Origin of the sequence: Enterococcus sp. GC34, assembly GCF_040886645.1 — a bacterium.
Lineage (GTDB): Bacteria > Bacillota > Bacilli > Lactobacillales > Enterococcaceae > Enterococcus > Enterococcus faecalis.
This window is the reverse complement of record NZ_JBFOEF010000005.1, coordinates 177,591-192,977: the sequence shown is the minus strand read 5'-3', so window position 1 is coordinate 192,977 and position 15,387 is coordinate 177,591. Positions and strand designations below refer to the sequence as shown.

Below are 15,387 nucleotides of genomic sequence, written 5' to 3'. Positions count from 1 at the left end.
AACAAAAGCGGTTTGCCAAGGCAAACCGCTTTTTTATGGATTAAATAAATTGACTTTCGGTTAAACAATCTTTATAAATCGCTACTATGTCCGCTGCATCCAATGGTACATAAGCCTTTTCGGCAATTGCACTATGGGCCACAGCTTGTTGTGCCATTTCTTCAAATTTATCTGCTTCGATGCCAACTTCTGGTAATGTCATTGGAATGCCACAAGCTACAAAGTAATCATACAATGCTTGAATACCTTTTTTCGCTGCTACTTCCTCTTCTTGTTCGACTATTCCCCACACATTTCGAGCAAACTGTGCAAACTTGCCTACGGTTTGTTCAGACAAAACGTAATTCATCCAACGAGGCGTTAAAATTGCTAAGCCAATCCCATGCGTAATGTCATAAAACGCACTTAATTCATGTTCCATTGGGTGACAAGACCAAACACCTTGTTTGCCGCGCCCTGTTAAACCATTTAAGGCTAAACTACTTGCCCACATTAAATTAGCACGTGCATCATAATCTTCTGGATTTTCTAAAGCAATAGGACAATTTTTGATAACCGTTCGCATTAAGCCTTCTGACACAAAATCTTGGACATCCGTGCCTGTCGAAATACTAAAATAGTTTTCAATCAAATGACTGAAAATATCCGCTGAGCCAGCTGCTGTTTGATTTTGAGGAACCGTAAAAGTATTCGTTGGATCCAAGAACGAAACTTTTGGAATCATATTTGGACCACCAAAGCCTAATTTTTGATTGGTTTCTAAGTTAGAAATGACAGCACCTGCGTTCATTTCACTACCTGTCGCTGCTAAAGTCAAGATGGTCACGATTGGTAAAGCAGGACCAGTATACCCTTTTCTGGCTGCAATAACTGTCCAGATATCTTCTTCCGAATAAAAGCCCGCAGCAATTGCTTTGGAACAATCAATGGTTGAACCACCGCCAACTGCTAAAATAACATCGACTTGGTTTTCTTTACACAACTCAATTCCTTTTCTAACGGTTTCAATGCGCGGGTTTGGTTCGACATCGCTCAACTCAATCAGTGTATGCCCGTTTTTTTGGGCCAAATCAGTAATTTGTTGGTACAAGCCATTACGTTTGATACTACCGCCACCATAAACAAGTAAGACATTTTTGCCAAATTGATCTAACACAGCAGGTAATTCGTCTAAACGATCTTTCCCAAAACGGATGTCTGTTGGTACATAAAAATTAAAGTTTTCCATTCTTTCATCCTCCATTCAATGCTCTTACGCATTTATCATACTATTTTTTCAAAAATCCGCCAATAAAAAAGCCGAGCAAATGACAGTTGCTTTCACAACGATCGCTTGACCCAGCTTTTGATTCTTTTTTATAACGAATCGCTTGTTTTGATTAACAAATAAAGAAAATAAGGCGCACCGATGATCGCAACAATAATCCCTGCAGGCATTTCTCCATTGCCAGGCAATAGCCGACCAATCGTATCACTAAACAATAAAAGTAAACTCCCAAACAACGCCGCCAATGGCAATACCTGTTTTTGTTGCGTAAAACCACATTTGCGAGCAATATGTGGCGCAAGTAAACCTAAAAAATTAATTCCCCCTGTAACGGAAATCGCTGAAGCCGCCAACATCACCGCTAACAGCAACGAAACGATTCGTTCTTTTTTCACAGCAATACCTACAGAAATAGCTGTTTCGTCCCCCAATTGTAAAATATCCAACAGACGATGACGCTTCATCGCAAAAAAGAACCCGAGGACTAGCCAAGGCAACAAAGCGCCCACAAAGAACCAATTACTGCCCCAGATACTGCCTGCTTGCCACATTGTAACAAAACGGTACTTTTCAGTGTCAATTTTTGATGTAATTAATAAGGTGAGTGCTGAAATACCCGTACTCAAAATGACACCCGCTAAGACCATTCGAACTGGCGTCAATCCTAAACGATGATGATACGCGATTACCAAAATCCCAACAGCCGCTAGCAAGCCGCCAACTAAGGCCACGAGCGGAAGTGCAAACGTCGTGATACTTGTCGTTTCAATAAAACTAATAAACAAAATCACTGCCAAACCCGCACCCGCATTAATACCTAAAATCCCAGTATCTGCCAACGGATTCCGAGTAATCCCTTGAAGAATAGCACCGCTTAAGCCTAAAGCTGCGCCCGCTAGGACCGCAAGTACAATCCGTGGTAACCGAAAATCCCAAACTAACAGTTGTTTGGCCTGACTTCCCTGTCCCAAAATAAGGGCTTTTAAATCCATGAAGGAAACAGATAATTCCCCTTGCGTTAAACTGATACAAGCAGTTAGGATAATCCCAACTATTAAGATAGCCACCCAACGGGACACTTTTTTCTGTGTCATCCTAGTTGCCCTCCTTTACGAAATAAATAAAGAAAGAATGGGATGCCAATTAAGGCCGTGATAATCCCAAATGGTGTTTCAAAAGGCGGATTCACCATTCGAGCGATTAAATCTGCCACCAAAACGAGGAGCGCACCGCCTAACGCCGAGAACGGAATCAAGCGACGGTAATTTTCTCCAGAAACTGTTCGCATCACATGAGGCACCACCAAACCAACAAAACTGACCGAGCCAACCAGCGCCACAGACAATCCTGATAAAAGCAAAATCGTTATACTGGCGAACAACCGAATACGCTGCGGATTTCGCCCCAAACCAATTGTTGCATCATCGCCAAACCGTAAAATAGTCACCGACGGACTGATCAGAATTGCTAATGCAAATGCGCCCAGAAAGATCGGGACGACTATTTTTAATTGTGCCCAAGAAATAACGCTGACACCGCCAAGAAACCAAAACGTTAACTCTTGACTCAAATTGAACTGAATGGCTAAGAATTGACTAAATGATAAAAAAAGGGCACTAATACCAGCTCCCACCAAGGTCAGACGCATTGGGCTTGCTCCTCGAATTGAATGATTAGAAAGATAATAAATCAGTGCCACACTCACGCCGGCACCAAGAAAAGAAACAACTAAAAGCCACCAATAACTTGCCTGAGGGAGGAAAGCAAAAACAAGCGCTAAGCCCAAGCCAGCCCCAGCATTGATACCCAGCAAGCCAGAATCTGCCAATGGGTTTTGCGTAATCCCTTGCGCTAACGCCCCACTCACCGCTAAACTTGCTCCCACAAAAGTGGCCCCTAAAATCCGCGGCAACCGAACCGTTTGGATGACTTGATGCGCTTGATTGGTCGCATCGAAGTGCGTAAATGATTCAATAATCGTTTGAATCGAAACCGACGTCGCACCAAACATCAGCGACAGAAGCATTGTCCCCAGTAGCAAAAAAAGACAGACAAGTAACACTTGCCATTGGTGTCTATAAAATCCGCTTATGCCTTTCATCCATCCAGCTCCATTTCCATCAACTCATAAGAAAGCACTAGTGGCCGCTGTGTCTGACTATGATAACTAATTTCTGCTTGAATAGCGAAAACATCCGCTAAGCCAGTAACAGTAATCACTTCTTGCGGTGTTCCCTCATTGATAATCTTTCCCTCTTTCATCGCAATCACGCGATCAGAAAAACGAGAAGCTAAATTAATATCATGAATCGTCATCACGATAGTTTTCTGATGTTCTTGATTAATTCGTTTTAACACATTTAAAATTTCTAGCTGATGCGCTGGATCCAAATAGGTGGTCGGTTCATCTAAAATTAAAATATCTGTATCCTGCACTAGCGCCATAGCAATCCAAACCCGTTGACGTTGTCCACCTGATAAAATTGCCACAGACTCTCTAGCTAACTCAGTTAAGCCTGTTAATTCTAATGCCCATTGTATGTACTCTTGATCTTCTTTGGTGACACTTTTCCAGCCCGATTGATAAGGATATCGCCCGAAAGAGACGAGGTCAAAAACAGATAAATCGATTGTATTTTCTGGCGTTTGTGATAAAATCGCTAGTTCTTGTGCTACTTCTTTTGAAGAAAAATGTTGAAGTTCTTGGTTCTTAATGAACACCTTGCCTTTCTCAGCTGGCAAAATACGCGCAAGTGTTTTTAACAAGGTCGATTTGCCACAACCATTTGGTCCAATAATACTTGTAATAGTTCCCGCTTCAAATGAACAGTTCAGCGCTTCACTAATCACTTGACGTCCATATCCTGTAGTTAAGTCCTCTGCCTCTAAATAATTCATAACCATTCCTCTTTAATTTTTCTGTCGTTATTTTACATTTATTGAGAATCGTTCTCACTCATTGTTCCTTGATTATAAAAGACCCTTCCTTAAAAAGCAATGTTTCTTCCAATCAAAAAACGAATTATCTAAAAAATGCAACTTATTTGCTCAAAAAAGCAAGCGATGATTGACAAACGGTCGTTTTTAACTGATAATGAGAATCGTTATCAACTAAAAATAAAGGAGTTACACAATGAAACTTTTAAAAAAGACGGTCCTAATTGGTACAACCCTTCTTCTTGGTTCATTCTTACTCGCAGCTTGTGGTAATACGAATAAAGAAGCCAACAACGCTGACAAAACACATGAAGTAACAGATACCTTAGGCAATAAAGTAACCGTCCCCGCGAAACCCAAACGGATTATTGCGAGCTATTTAGAAGATTATCTAGTTGCATTAGGAGAAAAAACAGTGGCACAATGGACAGTTGGACAAGGCAGCATTCAAGATTATTTAGCGAAAGAATTGAAAGATGTCCCCACTATTTCCTATGACTTGCCATATGAAGCGGTTCTAAAATTTGAACCTGACTTATTATTAATCAGTTCATCTGCTCTAGTTGAAGGCGGTAAATACAAAGAATACAGTAAAATAGCGCCAACTTATGTGGTCAAAAATGGCGAAAATGTCACTTGGCGTGATCAATTGGAAGATATTGCCACTGTTTTAGATAAAAAAGAACAAGCGAAAAAAGTGTTAGAAGATTATGATACCTTAACCAAAGGCGTCCAAGAAGACCTTGGCAAAAAAGATGCTGGCAAATCTGCGGCAGTCTTATGGGTAACCAACAACCAAATCTTTATGGTTAGCGATAATCGTTCAAGTGGAACCGTGCTCTATCAAGACTTAGGCCTCCAAGTTCCAAAATTAGTGGAAGAAATTTCTAAAAATGCTACTGCGGATTGGAATCAAGTTTCTTTAGAAAAATTAGCTGAGCTTGACGCAGACCATATTTTCCTTGTAAACAGTGATGAATCAGCACCTCTTTTCCAAGAATCGATTTGGAAGAACTTACCTGCTGTGAAAAATAACCAAGTTCATACCTATGATAAAAAAAGTAGTTGGTTATACAACGGACCTATTGCGAATACTCAAATTGTTGAAGATGTAAAAAAAGCGCTCTTAAATTAAAAAAAAATGCTTGGATGAAAATAATCATCCAAGCATTTTTTTAATTAGCAATTGCCGTTTCTAAACCAACTTCAATCATTTCATTAAACGTCGTTTGGCGTTCTTCTGCCGTTGTTTCTTCGCCTGTCACCAAGCTATCACTCACCGTCATAATCGCCAATGCTTCTACATCAAATTTTGCTGCTAAATAATATAACATTGCCGCTTCCATTTCAATCGCTAATACCCCGTATCGACCTAAACGAAAGACATCATCTAAGCTATCTTTGTAAAAAACATCATCTGACAATACGTTACCAACATGGGTAGTAAAGCCTTTTGCTTTAGCAATTTCGTAAGATTTGAGTAAAAGATCAAAGCTCGCAATTTGTGGAAAATCATATTTAGGAAAATCATTACGAATCGCGGAAGAAGGTGTCGCTGCTGCTTGTGCGATAACTAATTCACGAACGTTGACTTTTTCTGAAATAGAACCACACGTACCAACACGAATTAACTTCTTCACATCGTAAGAGTTAATTAACTCATGGGCATAAATACCTGCTGAAGGCATCCCCATCCCTGTCCCTTGGACCGAAACACGCTGTCCCTTATACGTTCCTGTGTAACCTAACATCCCACGAACTTGATTATAGCAGACAGGATTCTCTAAAAAAGTTTCCGCAATATATTTTGCTCGGAGGGGATCCCCTGGTAGTAAAATTTTATCGGCAATTTCACCTGGTTTTGCTTCGATATGCACACTCATTCTGGTTTACTCCTTTTTTTATAAAGCTGCTAGTGTTGCTTTCACTAACTCTTTGAATTGTCCTTTAACGCGTTCAGTTGTTTCAACTACTTCTGCATGATTTAAACTACTTTGCATACCAGCTGCTAAATTCGTAATACAAGAGATACCTAGTACTTTCATGCCACTATGCACAGCTACAATAACCTCCGAAACAGTTGACATGCCAACTGCATCCGCACCCATCGTCCGTGACATCCGAATTTCTGCAGGCGTTTCATATGTCGGGCCAGAAAAGCCCATATACACGCCTTCTTTTAAATCAATATTTTGTTCCGCAGCCACTTTTTTTGCCACTTCCCGATATTCTTGCGTGTAAGCATGACTCATATCTGGAAAACGCGGCCCGATTTCTTCATCATTTTCACCAATTAACGGATTATCGCCTGTAAAATTAATGTGGTCATTGATTAACATCAAATTCCCCGGTGTATATGTTTCATTTACGCCACCAGCTGCGTTGGTTACAATCATTGAATGAATGCCTAAAGCAGCCATCACACGAACAGGATAAGTGACCGTTTGCATCGAATGTCCTTCATAATAATGAAAACGTCCTTGCATCGCCAAAACTTTTTTTCCAGAAAGCGTTCCGTAAACTAATTGTCCAGCATGTCCAACGACTGTTGAAACAGAAAAATGGGGAATTTCAGAGAAAGGAATAGCAATCGCATCGGTTATTTCATTAGCTAATTCACCTAACCCTGAACCTAAGATTAGACCGAAGTCTGCTTGTTGCACCCCTTTTTCTTTCAAAAACTCAGTTGTTTCGTTTAAATGGTTCGTTAACGTTGTCATGTGTTGCCTCCTCGAATTATTGTAATTGATTTAAAAAGCTTTGACCGTTTTCCGTTGCAGGAACTTCAAAGTTTTCAGCAATCGTTGCTGAAATATCTGAATAAAATCCTTGTGGCAAGCTGCCTTGTTTTGTCATTTTTTTACTATAAGCCAATAAAGGCACATATTCACGTGTGTGGTCTGTTCCTGGGAAAGTTGGATCATTCCCGTGATCTGCTGTAATTAAAAGCAAATCATCTTCGGCCATAGCTGCCATAATCTCTGGCAAACGACCATCAAAATCTTCGATGGCTTTTGCATAGCCCTTCACATCACGACGGTGGCCATACAGCGCATCGAAATCCACTAAGTTAGTAAAACTTAAACCTGTGAAATCTTTGTTCATGACCGTTAATAATTGATCCACCCCATCCATATTGCTCTTCGTGCGGATAGCTTCAGTAATTCCTTGTCCATTAAATATATCGTTAATTTTCCCAACAGCGATCACATCATTGCCGTTTTCTTTTAACGAATCTAAAACAGTATGGCCAAAAGGATCTAAAGCATAGTCATGACGGTTACTGGTTCGAGTGAAATTACCTGGTTCACCAACATACGGGCGGGCGATAATCCGACCAATCATATAAGGTTCGTCTTTCGTAATGTCACGAACATATTGACAAATTTTATACAATTCTTCTAATGGAATAATGTCTTCATGCGCCGCAATTTGTAAAACAGGGTCTGCTGAAGTATAAACAATTAAATCCCCAGTTTTCATTTGATGTTCGCCATAATCATCAATGACTGCTGTCCCGCTATATGGTTTGTTACAAACAACTTTTCGCCCAGAAAAATCTTCAATTTGTTTCAGTAATTCTTCAGGAAAGCCGTTTGGGAATACCCGAAAAGGTTTTTTGATGTTCAAGCCCATAATTTCCCAGTGACCGGTCATAGTATCTTTTCCAACAGAAATTTCTTCTAATTTGGTGGCATAGCCATCGTGGTCTGCCACTGCTTTGACACCTGTTAAAGGAGCAATAGTTCCCAATCCAAGTTTTTCTAAATGAGGAATGGTTAGTCCCGCTTCTTTGGCAATATGACCCAGTGTATCACTGCCGACATCTCCAAATTTTTCAGCATCTGGTGCTTCACCAATACCGACTGAATCTAGTACGATTAAATGAACACGTTTAAACACACTTGCTTCCTCCTCTAAGGTCGTAAATACGTCAAGAATGACAATTATTTTACGCTAGCCTTTTAAATAGTCTCGAGAATCAAATAGAATAATCTATTTATTCTCAGCTCTTCAATTATACCATGAATCCGCTATTATTGCCTGAAAGAGCATTAAAATTTTCACTGATTCCTTCGATTTTAGCAGGGCTTAAAAACTGAAAGAAAAAAAGTCTCCCACCGGAATTAGGAAACTTTTTTATTGTTTTTTTCGAATAGCCTGCTCCTTAAAAAGAACACGACTCTTTATACAATCGAAACTTTTAACACTCCAAGCGATCTCCCTCTTTTGGCACATTTAAATACCAGATAACCGCTTCTGATAAAATCACACCAATGCCAATGGGTGGATAAAAATAAATGCCGATATATCCGATTACGAAAAGACAAAGATGAATGATTTTTGTTGCCTTACTATAAGATTTCGATTTTCTTAACTTAGCTGCACCTTGTGGATCTTTCACTACATTATCTTCATAAATGATCCTTGTTAACAAGAAGTAGGCAAAATCCCAAACCGTATACACAACAAGATAAAAATAAACGGGTGCCCGCATCCACCAAAATTCACTCACCCAAGCAGTTGCTACCGGAATGAAGGCCATGGAGAATAACCAAAAATTATTTGCCCAAAACGCTTTTTTAGAAAACCAATGAGTTACGGACATTATGTAATGATGATTGTACCATGCGATACAGATAAAAATAAAACTGACAATAAACGATAAAAAATATGGGATATTTTCTATCAAACCTGCCAAAACACCCACTTGAGGAGTCTTAATTTCTAAAATCATGATGGTCATGATTATGGCAATGACTGCATCACTAAATGCTTCTACACGTGTTTTATTCATTGAACGTCCTCCACTTTTCCTATTCTTACTACAAACAAAAGTATAGCAGAAAAACCAACGATTTTTGAAAAAAAGCTGCTAGACCTGTTTGGTTTTTTTCAAAATTTCGACACTTCCTTCGAATTGTAAAAAACAGCCAAAAGAAAAGTTACCTTTATCAACTCGCTTTTTTGCAGTGAAGCAGTACCTAATGCCGCTTGTGTTCAACTGATTATCCTAAGAAAAGAAATGGCCCCCCGTCGCTTTGACGGAGGGCCCATTTCTTTTCTTATTTCGTTTTGACGTAATTTTTCCCGTTCGCTTTTGGTCCCGATGATTTTCCGAAGAACACAACTAGGACTAAAATGGTCAATACGTATGGTGCTGCTTGTAGATAAACTTTTGGAATTTCTGAAATAATTGGTAAGTTTTCCCCAGCAATACTTAAGTTTTGTGCAAAGCCAAAGAATAAGGCTGCGCCCATTGCCCCAAGTGGATTCCATTTACCAAAGATCATTGCGGCCATTGAAATAAACCCTTGTCCTGCAATTGTGGTAATCCCAAAACGACCCGCAATACTTTGAGCAAAGACAGCTCCGCCCATACCGCCTAAGAAGCCGGATAGCAAGACGCCAGAATAACGCATTAAGTAGACATTAATTCCCAATGTATCTGCCGCTTGTGGATGTTCTCCCACAGAACGTAACCGTAAGCCAAAACGTGTTTTATAAATGACAAACCAAGCTAAAATCGCAATCAAAATTGCCACGAAAGCTGGCAAAGAGGTTTTTGCAAAGAATAGTTCACCAATCACTGGAATTTTTGACAATCCTGGGAAAGAAAAATAACCAAATGATTGTGTAATCATATCTGTTTGTCCTTTTTGATAAATAACTTTTACTAGGAAAACCCCTAGCGCCGGTGCCATCAAGTTAATGACAGTACCACTGATAATATGATCTGCTCGTAAGTTAATAGTTGCAACGGCATGTAAGAGAGAAAAGACAATCCCGACAACGCCTCCTACCAAACAAGCAATCCATGGTGTCGCCGCGCCAAATGTATCAGCAAACGTCAAGTTAAAAACGACCGAACTGAAAGCGCCCATTACCATAATACCTTCCAAACCAACGTTAACCACACCACTTCGTTCTGAGAACGTTCCGCCTAATGCTGTCAAGATGAGCGGAGTTGCATACACTAATGTTTGCGTGATGATTGAGGAAATTGTTGCTAAATCCATTAGATGTCTCCCCCCTCTTGATTGTTTTTGTCTGGCGCCGCTTCAATTGTTTCTACAATCGCTACTTCTTTTTTACTACCAGACGCTTTTGCTAACAAGAAACGAATTAAATAACTAATTCCCACAAAGAAAATAATTGCTGCAATAACAACATCAACTAATTCGGTTGGTACACCAGCTATCAACGGCATTCCTTGTCCACCAAGTTTTAACATTCCAAACAGTAATGCGGAAAGTAAAATCCCGATTGAGCTACCTGCTCCTAATAGAGACACGGCCATACCATCGAACCCAATGCTCAACGATGTGTTTTGAATAAAGAAGTTTTGGAAAGTCCCCAATCCTTGGACCGCACCACCTAAACCAGCCAGCGTTCCTGAAATCATCATGGATAAAATAATCGTTCGCTTGCTGCTCATTCCAGCATATTCAGAAGCAAATGGGTTTAGCCCCACCGACCGAATTTCAAAACCAAGCGTTGTTTTTTTCATCAAGAACCACACAAGAATAAGGAAAATGAAGGCCAAGAAAATGCCGATGTTCAAACGAGAGCCATCACTGATACTTGTTAAAAACGGTGAGCGTAATGATGCATTCGCACCAATCATTTTGGTAATCCCTTTATTCGCCATAATACTTGGTTTCATGACATTATTAGCAATATGATTTCCTGTGTACAATAAAATATAATTCAACATAATCGTAACAATAACTTCACTCGTCCCAAAATAGGCACGCAAGAAACCTGGAATGGCTGCTGCTAAAGCTCCTGCAACTGCCCCAACAATAATCGCCACCGGCAACGCAATCATCCGGGGTGTATCAGGCATGGATAAAGCGACCCAAATACTAGCCACCCAACCACATAAGGCTTGTCCAGAAAGCCCGATATTAAAGAATCCAGCCGAATTTGCCACCGAGAATCCTAAAGCGGTAAAAATCAACGGTGCTGCGGTTACAAAAATCTCACCAATACTTTTCTTTCCTTGGAAAGCTGTTTCAAACATCGCTTGATACCCAGCCACTGGGTCATAGCCAAAGATAACCATAATAATTGCCCCTAAGAGGAAACCCATAATAACAGATAACACAGGGACTAAAATATTTCTTATTTTTTCAGAACGATTATTCAACAGTTTCACCTGCCTCTACTTTTGATAACTCAGCACGGGCTTCTTCCAATGAGTAGCCAGCCATTAACAAGCCCAATTCATTTTCTGTCGTTTCTTTCGGATCAACAATTCCGACAATTTCCCCCGCATGAATAACAGCGATACGATCAGAAACGTTTAAAATTTCATCTAATTCAAAACTTACTAATAAAACAGCTTTATTTTTATCTCTTTGTTCAATTAGTCGACGATGAATGTATTCAATAGCTCCGACATCTAAACCGCGTGTTGGTTGAGAAACAATCAACAAATCTGGATCGCGGTCAACTTCTCGGGCAATAATCGCTTTTTGCTGATTCCCACCTGAAAGCGCCCGAGCTGGTACTAATTCATTAGGAGTCCGTACATCATATTCTTCAATTAATTCACGGGCGTGTTTGTTAATCATTCGATAGTTTAAAATACCTGTTGAACTGTATGGTTTTTGGTAATACGTTTGTAGGCCAATATTTTCAGCCAATGTCATCTCTAATACCAAGCCATATTTATGTCGGTCTTCAGGAACGTGGGCGACACCCATTTCCGTAATTTCCCGAGGTTTGCGATTAGTAATCTCTTTTTCATTCAAATGAATGGAGCCGTTTTCGACTTTGGTTAATCCTGCTAAGGCTTGGATTAATTCTGTTTGTCCATTGCCATCAATCCCCGCAATCCCAACAACTTCCCCTGCTCGGACATCTAAGCTAAGATTTTTCACTGCATCTAAGCCGCGGCTTTCTTTCACTACTAAATCTTTAATTGATAAAATTGTTTCTTTCGGTTGCGCTGGTTTTTTCTCTGTTTTGAAGGAAACAGAACGACCCACCATCATATCGGCTAACTGTTGCGAAGAAACGTCTTTCACATTGACGGTGCCAATACTTTGCCCCCGGCGAATAACCGTACAACGGTCCGCCACTTTTTTAATTTCATCTAACTTATGTGTAATTAAAATGATCGATTTGCCTTCATCGGTTAGTTCTTTCAAAATAATCATTAATTCATCAATTTCTTGTGGCGTTAATACTGCGGTTGGTTCGTCAAAAATTAAAACGTTCGCACCACGATATAAGGTCTTTAAAATTTCAACCCGTTGTTGCATACCCACAGAAATATCGCGAATATAGGCATTGGGATTTACATCCAACCCGTATTGCTTAGACACTTCTTCAATCTCTTTTTTCGCTTTTTTCCGGTCTAAAATACCGCCATGGGTAGGTTCACTACCTAAGATAATATTTTCAGTCACAGTAAAGGCTTCAACTAACATAAAATGCTGATGGACCATTCCGATTCCTAAACGATTGGCTGCAGTAGGACTTGTAATGTTGACTTTTTCGCCATTCATATAAATCTCACCTGAGGTCGGTTCCAATAGCCCTGATAAGATATTCATCAAGGTCGACTTGCCTGCACCATTTTCACCTAGCAGTGCGTGGATTTCACCAGGTTTTACTTGTAAATCAATTTGGTCGTTGGCTTTGAACGTCCCAAATTCTTTGGTGATTTTACGCATCTCAATTACGTTTTCTTCTTGAGACAAGGTCTATTCACTTCCTAACAAAATTATATTGGCAATACTTTAGAGGGTAATTTTGACCCTTAACTAAGTAGTTGAAGAACCTCAACTATTTAGTTAAAAATCCAAACATCATAAAGGGTTTCCTTGGCAGCCGTCGCTGCCAAGGACCACTTTATTTTTAGAAGGAACAATAATGAGCCCTTCTTTTTTCATTTAGGAGCTTAAATTATTCTGGTTTTTCTGGGACTTTTACGTCACCTGAGATTACTTTATCTTTTGCTGTTTTAACAGCTTCTTTTGTTTTGTCGTTTAAATAGCCGTCTGTTAAGTCAACGCCACCATCTTTTAATCCATAAACTAAATGTTCGCCACCAGGGAATTTGTCTTCTAACGCACGGTTGGCAATATCTTGAACCGCTGTGCCGACACCTTTAAGTGTTGAAGTTAACGTGAAGTTGTCTTCTTTGCCGTCTTTTGTTTTGTACTTGCCATCAGCATCTTGATCACGGTCAACACCGATTACCCAAACTTTGTCGCCAGAACCTGATTCATTCAAGTCTTTTGCTTCTTGGAAGACCCCTTGTCCAGTCGCACCAGAAGCATGGAAGATGATATCAACGCCGTTTTGGTACATTGCAGCAGCTAAAGCTTTCCCTTTGGCAGGATCAGCAAATGAAGCCGCATATTTTGTATCAACAGTAATTTCTTTACCTAATTCTTTCGCAGCATCAGCCACACCTTTTTCAAAACCAGCTTGGAAACGGTCAATTACGACCCCTTCTTCACCACCAACAAAACCGACTTTGTTCGTTTTTGTTTCGTTTGCAGCAGCAACACCGGCTAAGTAAGCTGCTTCATTATCTCTAAATGTTGCAGAAACGACATTCTTTTTGCCATCTATTTGATCATCGATTAAAACAAAGTTTGTATCAGGGTTGGCATCTGCTGCAGAAGAAATTGCATCTTTTAGCAAGTAGCCAATACCAAAGATTGTGTTGAATTTACTTGATACCGCTTGGTCAATATTTGTTGTATAGTCAGCTGCATCATTCGATTGAATATATGCATACCCTTTTGAACCTTCTGGTAAATCATGTTCTTTACCCCAAGCTTGCAATCCTTCCCAAGAAGATTGGTTGAACGACTTGTCATCCACGCCGCCTGTATCTGTAATGATTACAGCACTATGCGCTGCATCCCCTTTGCCACCGCCGCTTTCAGCGGTTTTTCCTTTGCCACCACCACATGCTGCAAGTGAAACTGATAAACCTAATGCAATCAAACTAAAACCGAATAATTTTGCTTTTTTCATTTCTGTAAAGCCTCCTAAAAATAGTTTAATGTATTTAAACAACTAAGTTGTTTCTAAGGTTGGTCTGGGACTTTTACGTCACCAGAGATGATTTGTTCTTTGGCTTCTTTAACTGCCGTTTTGGCTTGATCGCTTAGGGCTTCTGTTGTTAAATCAACACCGCCATCTTTCAATCCATAAGTTAAATGTTCGCCGCCAGGGAATTTATCTTCTAATGCAAGATCAGAGATTTTTTTCACAGCAATATTTACACCTTTAATGGTTGAAGCTAACGTTAAGTTATCATCCTTGCCATCTTTGGTTGTATATTTACCGTCTTCGTTTTGGTCACGGTCAACACCAATCACCCAAACTTTATCTTTTGAACCTGTTTCATTTAGCGCTTTAGCTTCTTGGAAGATTCCTTGTCCTGTAGTCGCCGCTGCGTGATAAATAATGTCGGCACCTGCTTGATACATAGAAGAAGCTAAGGCCCGTCCTTTTGAAGCGTCTGCAAATGTCCCTGCATAAGTAGACGTAATTTGAATATCTTTGCCTAATTTTTTGCCAGCGTCTGCTACACCTTTTTCAAAACCAGCTTGGAAACGGCCAATAACAGGTCCTTCAACCCCGCCGATAAATCCTACTTTGTTGGTTTTCGTAGTGTTAGCTGCTGCCACACCTGCTAAATACGCAGATTCATTATCTCTAAATGTTGCAGAAGCGACGTTGTTTTTCCCATTAACTGTATCGTCGATTAGAACGAAATTCGTTTCTGGGTTGGCGTCCGCTGCATCTACTACTGCATTTTTTAGTAAATACCCAATGCCAAAAATCGTTTTAAATTGACTTGAAATGGCTTGGTCAATGTTTGATGTATAATCAGATGCTTCATTTGATTGAATATACGCATACCCTTGAGGTCCTTCTGGAAGTTTGTGCTCTTTGCCCCACTCTTGCATTCCTTCCCACGCAGATTGGTTAAAAGATTTGTCATCAATGCCGGCTGTATCTGTGACCATTACGACACTATGTTGTGGATCACCTTTTGTGTTGGCATTCTTTTTGCTATTGCCGCCACATGCAGCTAACCCAATGATTAAGGCAACTGCTGCCAATCCTAGACCTAAAAATTTTGCTTGTTTCACTTTCCGAAAAGCCCCCTACTATTTTATCTATTATTTCATTCGCATTTATGC

The 15,387-nt window shown here is 40.0% G+C and carries 14 protein-coding genes; 1 reads left to right on the top strand and 13 read right to left on the bottom strand.

The genetic code is table 11. The features are described from left to right. Positions 1–40 precede the first annotated feature (40 nt). From AB3I72_RS06855 to AB3I72_RS06840, 4 genes are all read right to left on the bottom strand, one after another. Positions 41–1,243 (bottom strand): iron-containing alcohol dehydrogenase, encoded by a 1,203-nt coding sequence (locus AB3I72_RS06855; RefSeq protein ID WP_368023749.1) that lies wholly within the window; start codon positions 1,241–1,243, stop codon positions 41–43. Between the two features lie 113 nt (positions 1,244–1,356). Then, positions 1,357–2,361: a FecCD family ABC transporter permease gene (locus AB3I72_RS06850; RefSeq protein ID WP_368023748.1), complete on the bottom strand. Its 1,005-nt coding sequence runs from the start codon at positions 2,359–2,361 to the stop codon at positions 1,357–1,359. After that, entirely contained in the window at positions 2,358–3,368 is a 1,011-nt protein-coding gene (locus tag AB3I72_RS06845) for a FecCD family ABC transporter permease (protein ID WP_368023747.1), read from the bottom strand. Before AB3I72_RS06845 ends, AB3I72_RS06850 begins: the two co-directional genes overlap by 4 nt. Then, positions 3,365–4,171, bottom strand: coding sequence for an ABC transporter ATP-binding protein (locus AB3I72_RS06840; RefSeq protein WP_002373821.1), 807 nt, complete (start codon positions 4,169–4,171; stop codon positions 3,365–3,367). The genes AB3I72_RS06845 and AB3I72_RS06840 overlap by 4 nt, the downstream gene beginning before the upstream one ends. Before the next feature lie 229 nt (positions 4,172–4,400). On the opposite strand from AB3I72_RS06840, the gene AB3I72_RS06835 reads away from it, so the two are divergent. Beyond that, on the top strand, positions 4,401–5,339 hold the full coding sequence (locus AB3I72_RS06835) for an iron-hydroxamate ABC transporter substrate-binding protein (protein ID WP_368023744.1): 939 nt from the start codon (positions 4,401–4,403) through the stop codon (positions 5,337–5,339). A gap of 40 nt (positions 5,340–5,379) precedes the next feature. On the opposite strand, the gene deoD is transcribed toward AB3I72_RS06835, so the two are convergent. The 9 genes from deoD to AB3I72_RS06790 all read right to left on the bottom strand — a co-directional run bounded on the left by deoD (position 5,380) and on the right by AB3I72_RS06790 (position 15,336). Beyond that, positions 5,380–6,087, bottom strand: coding sequence for a purine-nucleoside phosphorylase (gene deoD / locus AB3I72_RS06830; protein ID WP_002359338.1), 708 nt, complete (start codon positions 6,085–6,087; stop codon positions 5,380–5,382). 18 nt (positions 6,088–6,105) lie between these two features. Continuing rightward, positions 6,106–6,924, bottom strand: a complete 819-nt coding sequence (locus AB3I72_RS06825; RefSeq protein WP_002356180.1) for a purine-nucleoside phosphorylase — start codon at positions 6,922–6,924, stop codon at positions 6,106–6,108. A gap of 16 nt (positions 6,925–6,940) precedes the next feature. Further along, positions 6,941–8,107: a phosphopentomutase gene (deoB, locus tag AB3I72_RS06820; RefSeq protein WP_002356179.1), complete on the bottom strand. Its 1,167-nt coding sequence runs from the start codon at positions 8,105–8,107 to the stop codon at positions 6,941–6,943. Positions 8,108–8,408: 301 nt separating this feature from the next. Next, positions 8,409–9,002, bottom strand: coding sequence for a TMEM175 family protein (locus tag AB3I72_RS06815; protein WP_176944791.1), 594 nt, complete (start codon positions 9,000–9,002; stop codon positions 8,409–8,411). 268 nt (positions 9,003–9,270) lie between these two features. Beyond that, entirely contained in the window at positions 9,271–10,224 is a 954-nt protein-coding gene (locus AB3I72_RS06810) for an ABC transporter permease (RefSeq protein WP_002356172.1), read from the bottom strand. Beyond that, positions 10,224–11,357: an ABC transporter permease gene (locus tag AB3I72_RS06805; protein ID WP_010820604.1), complete on the bottom strand. Its 1,134-nt coding sequence runs from the start codon at positions 11,355–11,357 to the stop codon at positions 10,224–10,226. The genes AB3I72_RS06810 and AB3I72_RS06805 overlap by 1 nt, the downstream gene beginning before the upstream one ends. Next, positions 11,350–12,918, bottom strand: coding sequence for an ABC transporter ATP-binding protein (locus AB3I72_RS06800; RefSeq protein ID WP_002381361.1), 1,569 nt, complete (start codon positions 12,916–12,918; stop codon positions 11,350–11,352). Before AB3I72_RS06800 ends, AB3I72_RS06805 begins: the two co-directional genes overlap by 8 nt. 205 nt (positions 12,919–13,123) lie before the next feature. Continuing rightward, positions 13,124–14,209: a BMP family protein gene (locus tag AB3I72_RS06795; RefSeq protein WP_002356169.1), complete on the bottom strand. Its 1,086-nt coding sequence runs from the start codon at positions 14,207–14,209 to the stop codon at positions 13,124–13,126. 53 nt (positions 14,210–14,262) lie between these two features. Further along, positions 14,263–15,336, bottom strand: a complete 1,074-nt coding sequence (locus AB3I72_RS06790) for a BMP family protein (protein WP_061100545.1) — start codon at positions 15,334–15,336, stop codon at positions 14,263–14,265. Between the last annotated feature and the right edge of the window lie 51 nt (positions 15,337–15,387).

Excerpts from the sequence above, each read along its gene's own strand:
- AB3I72_RS06825 (WP_002356180.1), bottom strand. The coding sequence starts at position 6,924 with ATGACAACGTTAACGAACCATTTAAACGAAACAACTGAGTTTTTGAAA.
- AB3I72_RS06795 (WP_002356169.1), bottom strand. The coding sequence starts at position 14,209 with ATGAAAAAAGCAAAATTATTCGGTTTTAGTTTGATTGCATTAGGTTTA.
- AB3I72_RS06855 (WP_368023749.1), bottom strand. The coding sequence starts at position 1,243 with ATGGAGGATGAAAGAATGGAAAACTTTAATTTTTATGTACCAACAGAC.
- AB3I72_RS06840 (WP_002373821.1), bottom strand. The coding sequence starts at position 4,171 with ATGGTTATGAATTATTTAGAGGCAGAGGACTTAACTACAGGATATGGA.
- AB3I72_RS06835 (WP_368023744.1), top strand. The coding sequence starts at position 4,401 with ATGAAACTTTTAAAAAAGACGGTCCTAATTGGTACAACCCTTCTTCTT.
- AB3I72_RS06850 (WP_368023748.1), bottom strand. The coding sequence starts at position 2,361 with ATGACACAGAAAAAAGTGTCCCGTTGGGTGGCTATCTTAATAGTTGGG.
- AB3I72_RS06815 (WP_176944791.1), bottom strand. The coding sequence starts at position 9,002 with ATGAATAAAACACGTGTAGAAGCATTTAGTGATGCAGTCATTGCCATA.
- deoD (WP_002359338.1), bottom strand. The coding sequence starts at position 6,087 with ATGAGTGTGCATATCGAAGCAAAACCAGGTGAAATTGCCGATAAAATT.
- AB3I72_RS06810 (WP_002356172.1), bottom strand. The coding sequence starts at position 10,224 with ATGGATTTAGCAACAATTTCCTCAATCATCACGCAAACATTAGTGTAT.
- AB3I72_RS06845 (WP_368023747.1), bottom strand. The coding sequence starts at position 3,368 with ATGAAAGGCATAAGCGGATTTTATAGACACCAATGGCAAGTGTTACTT.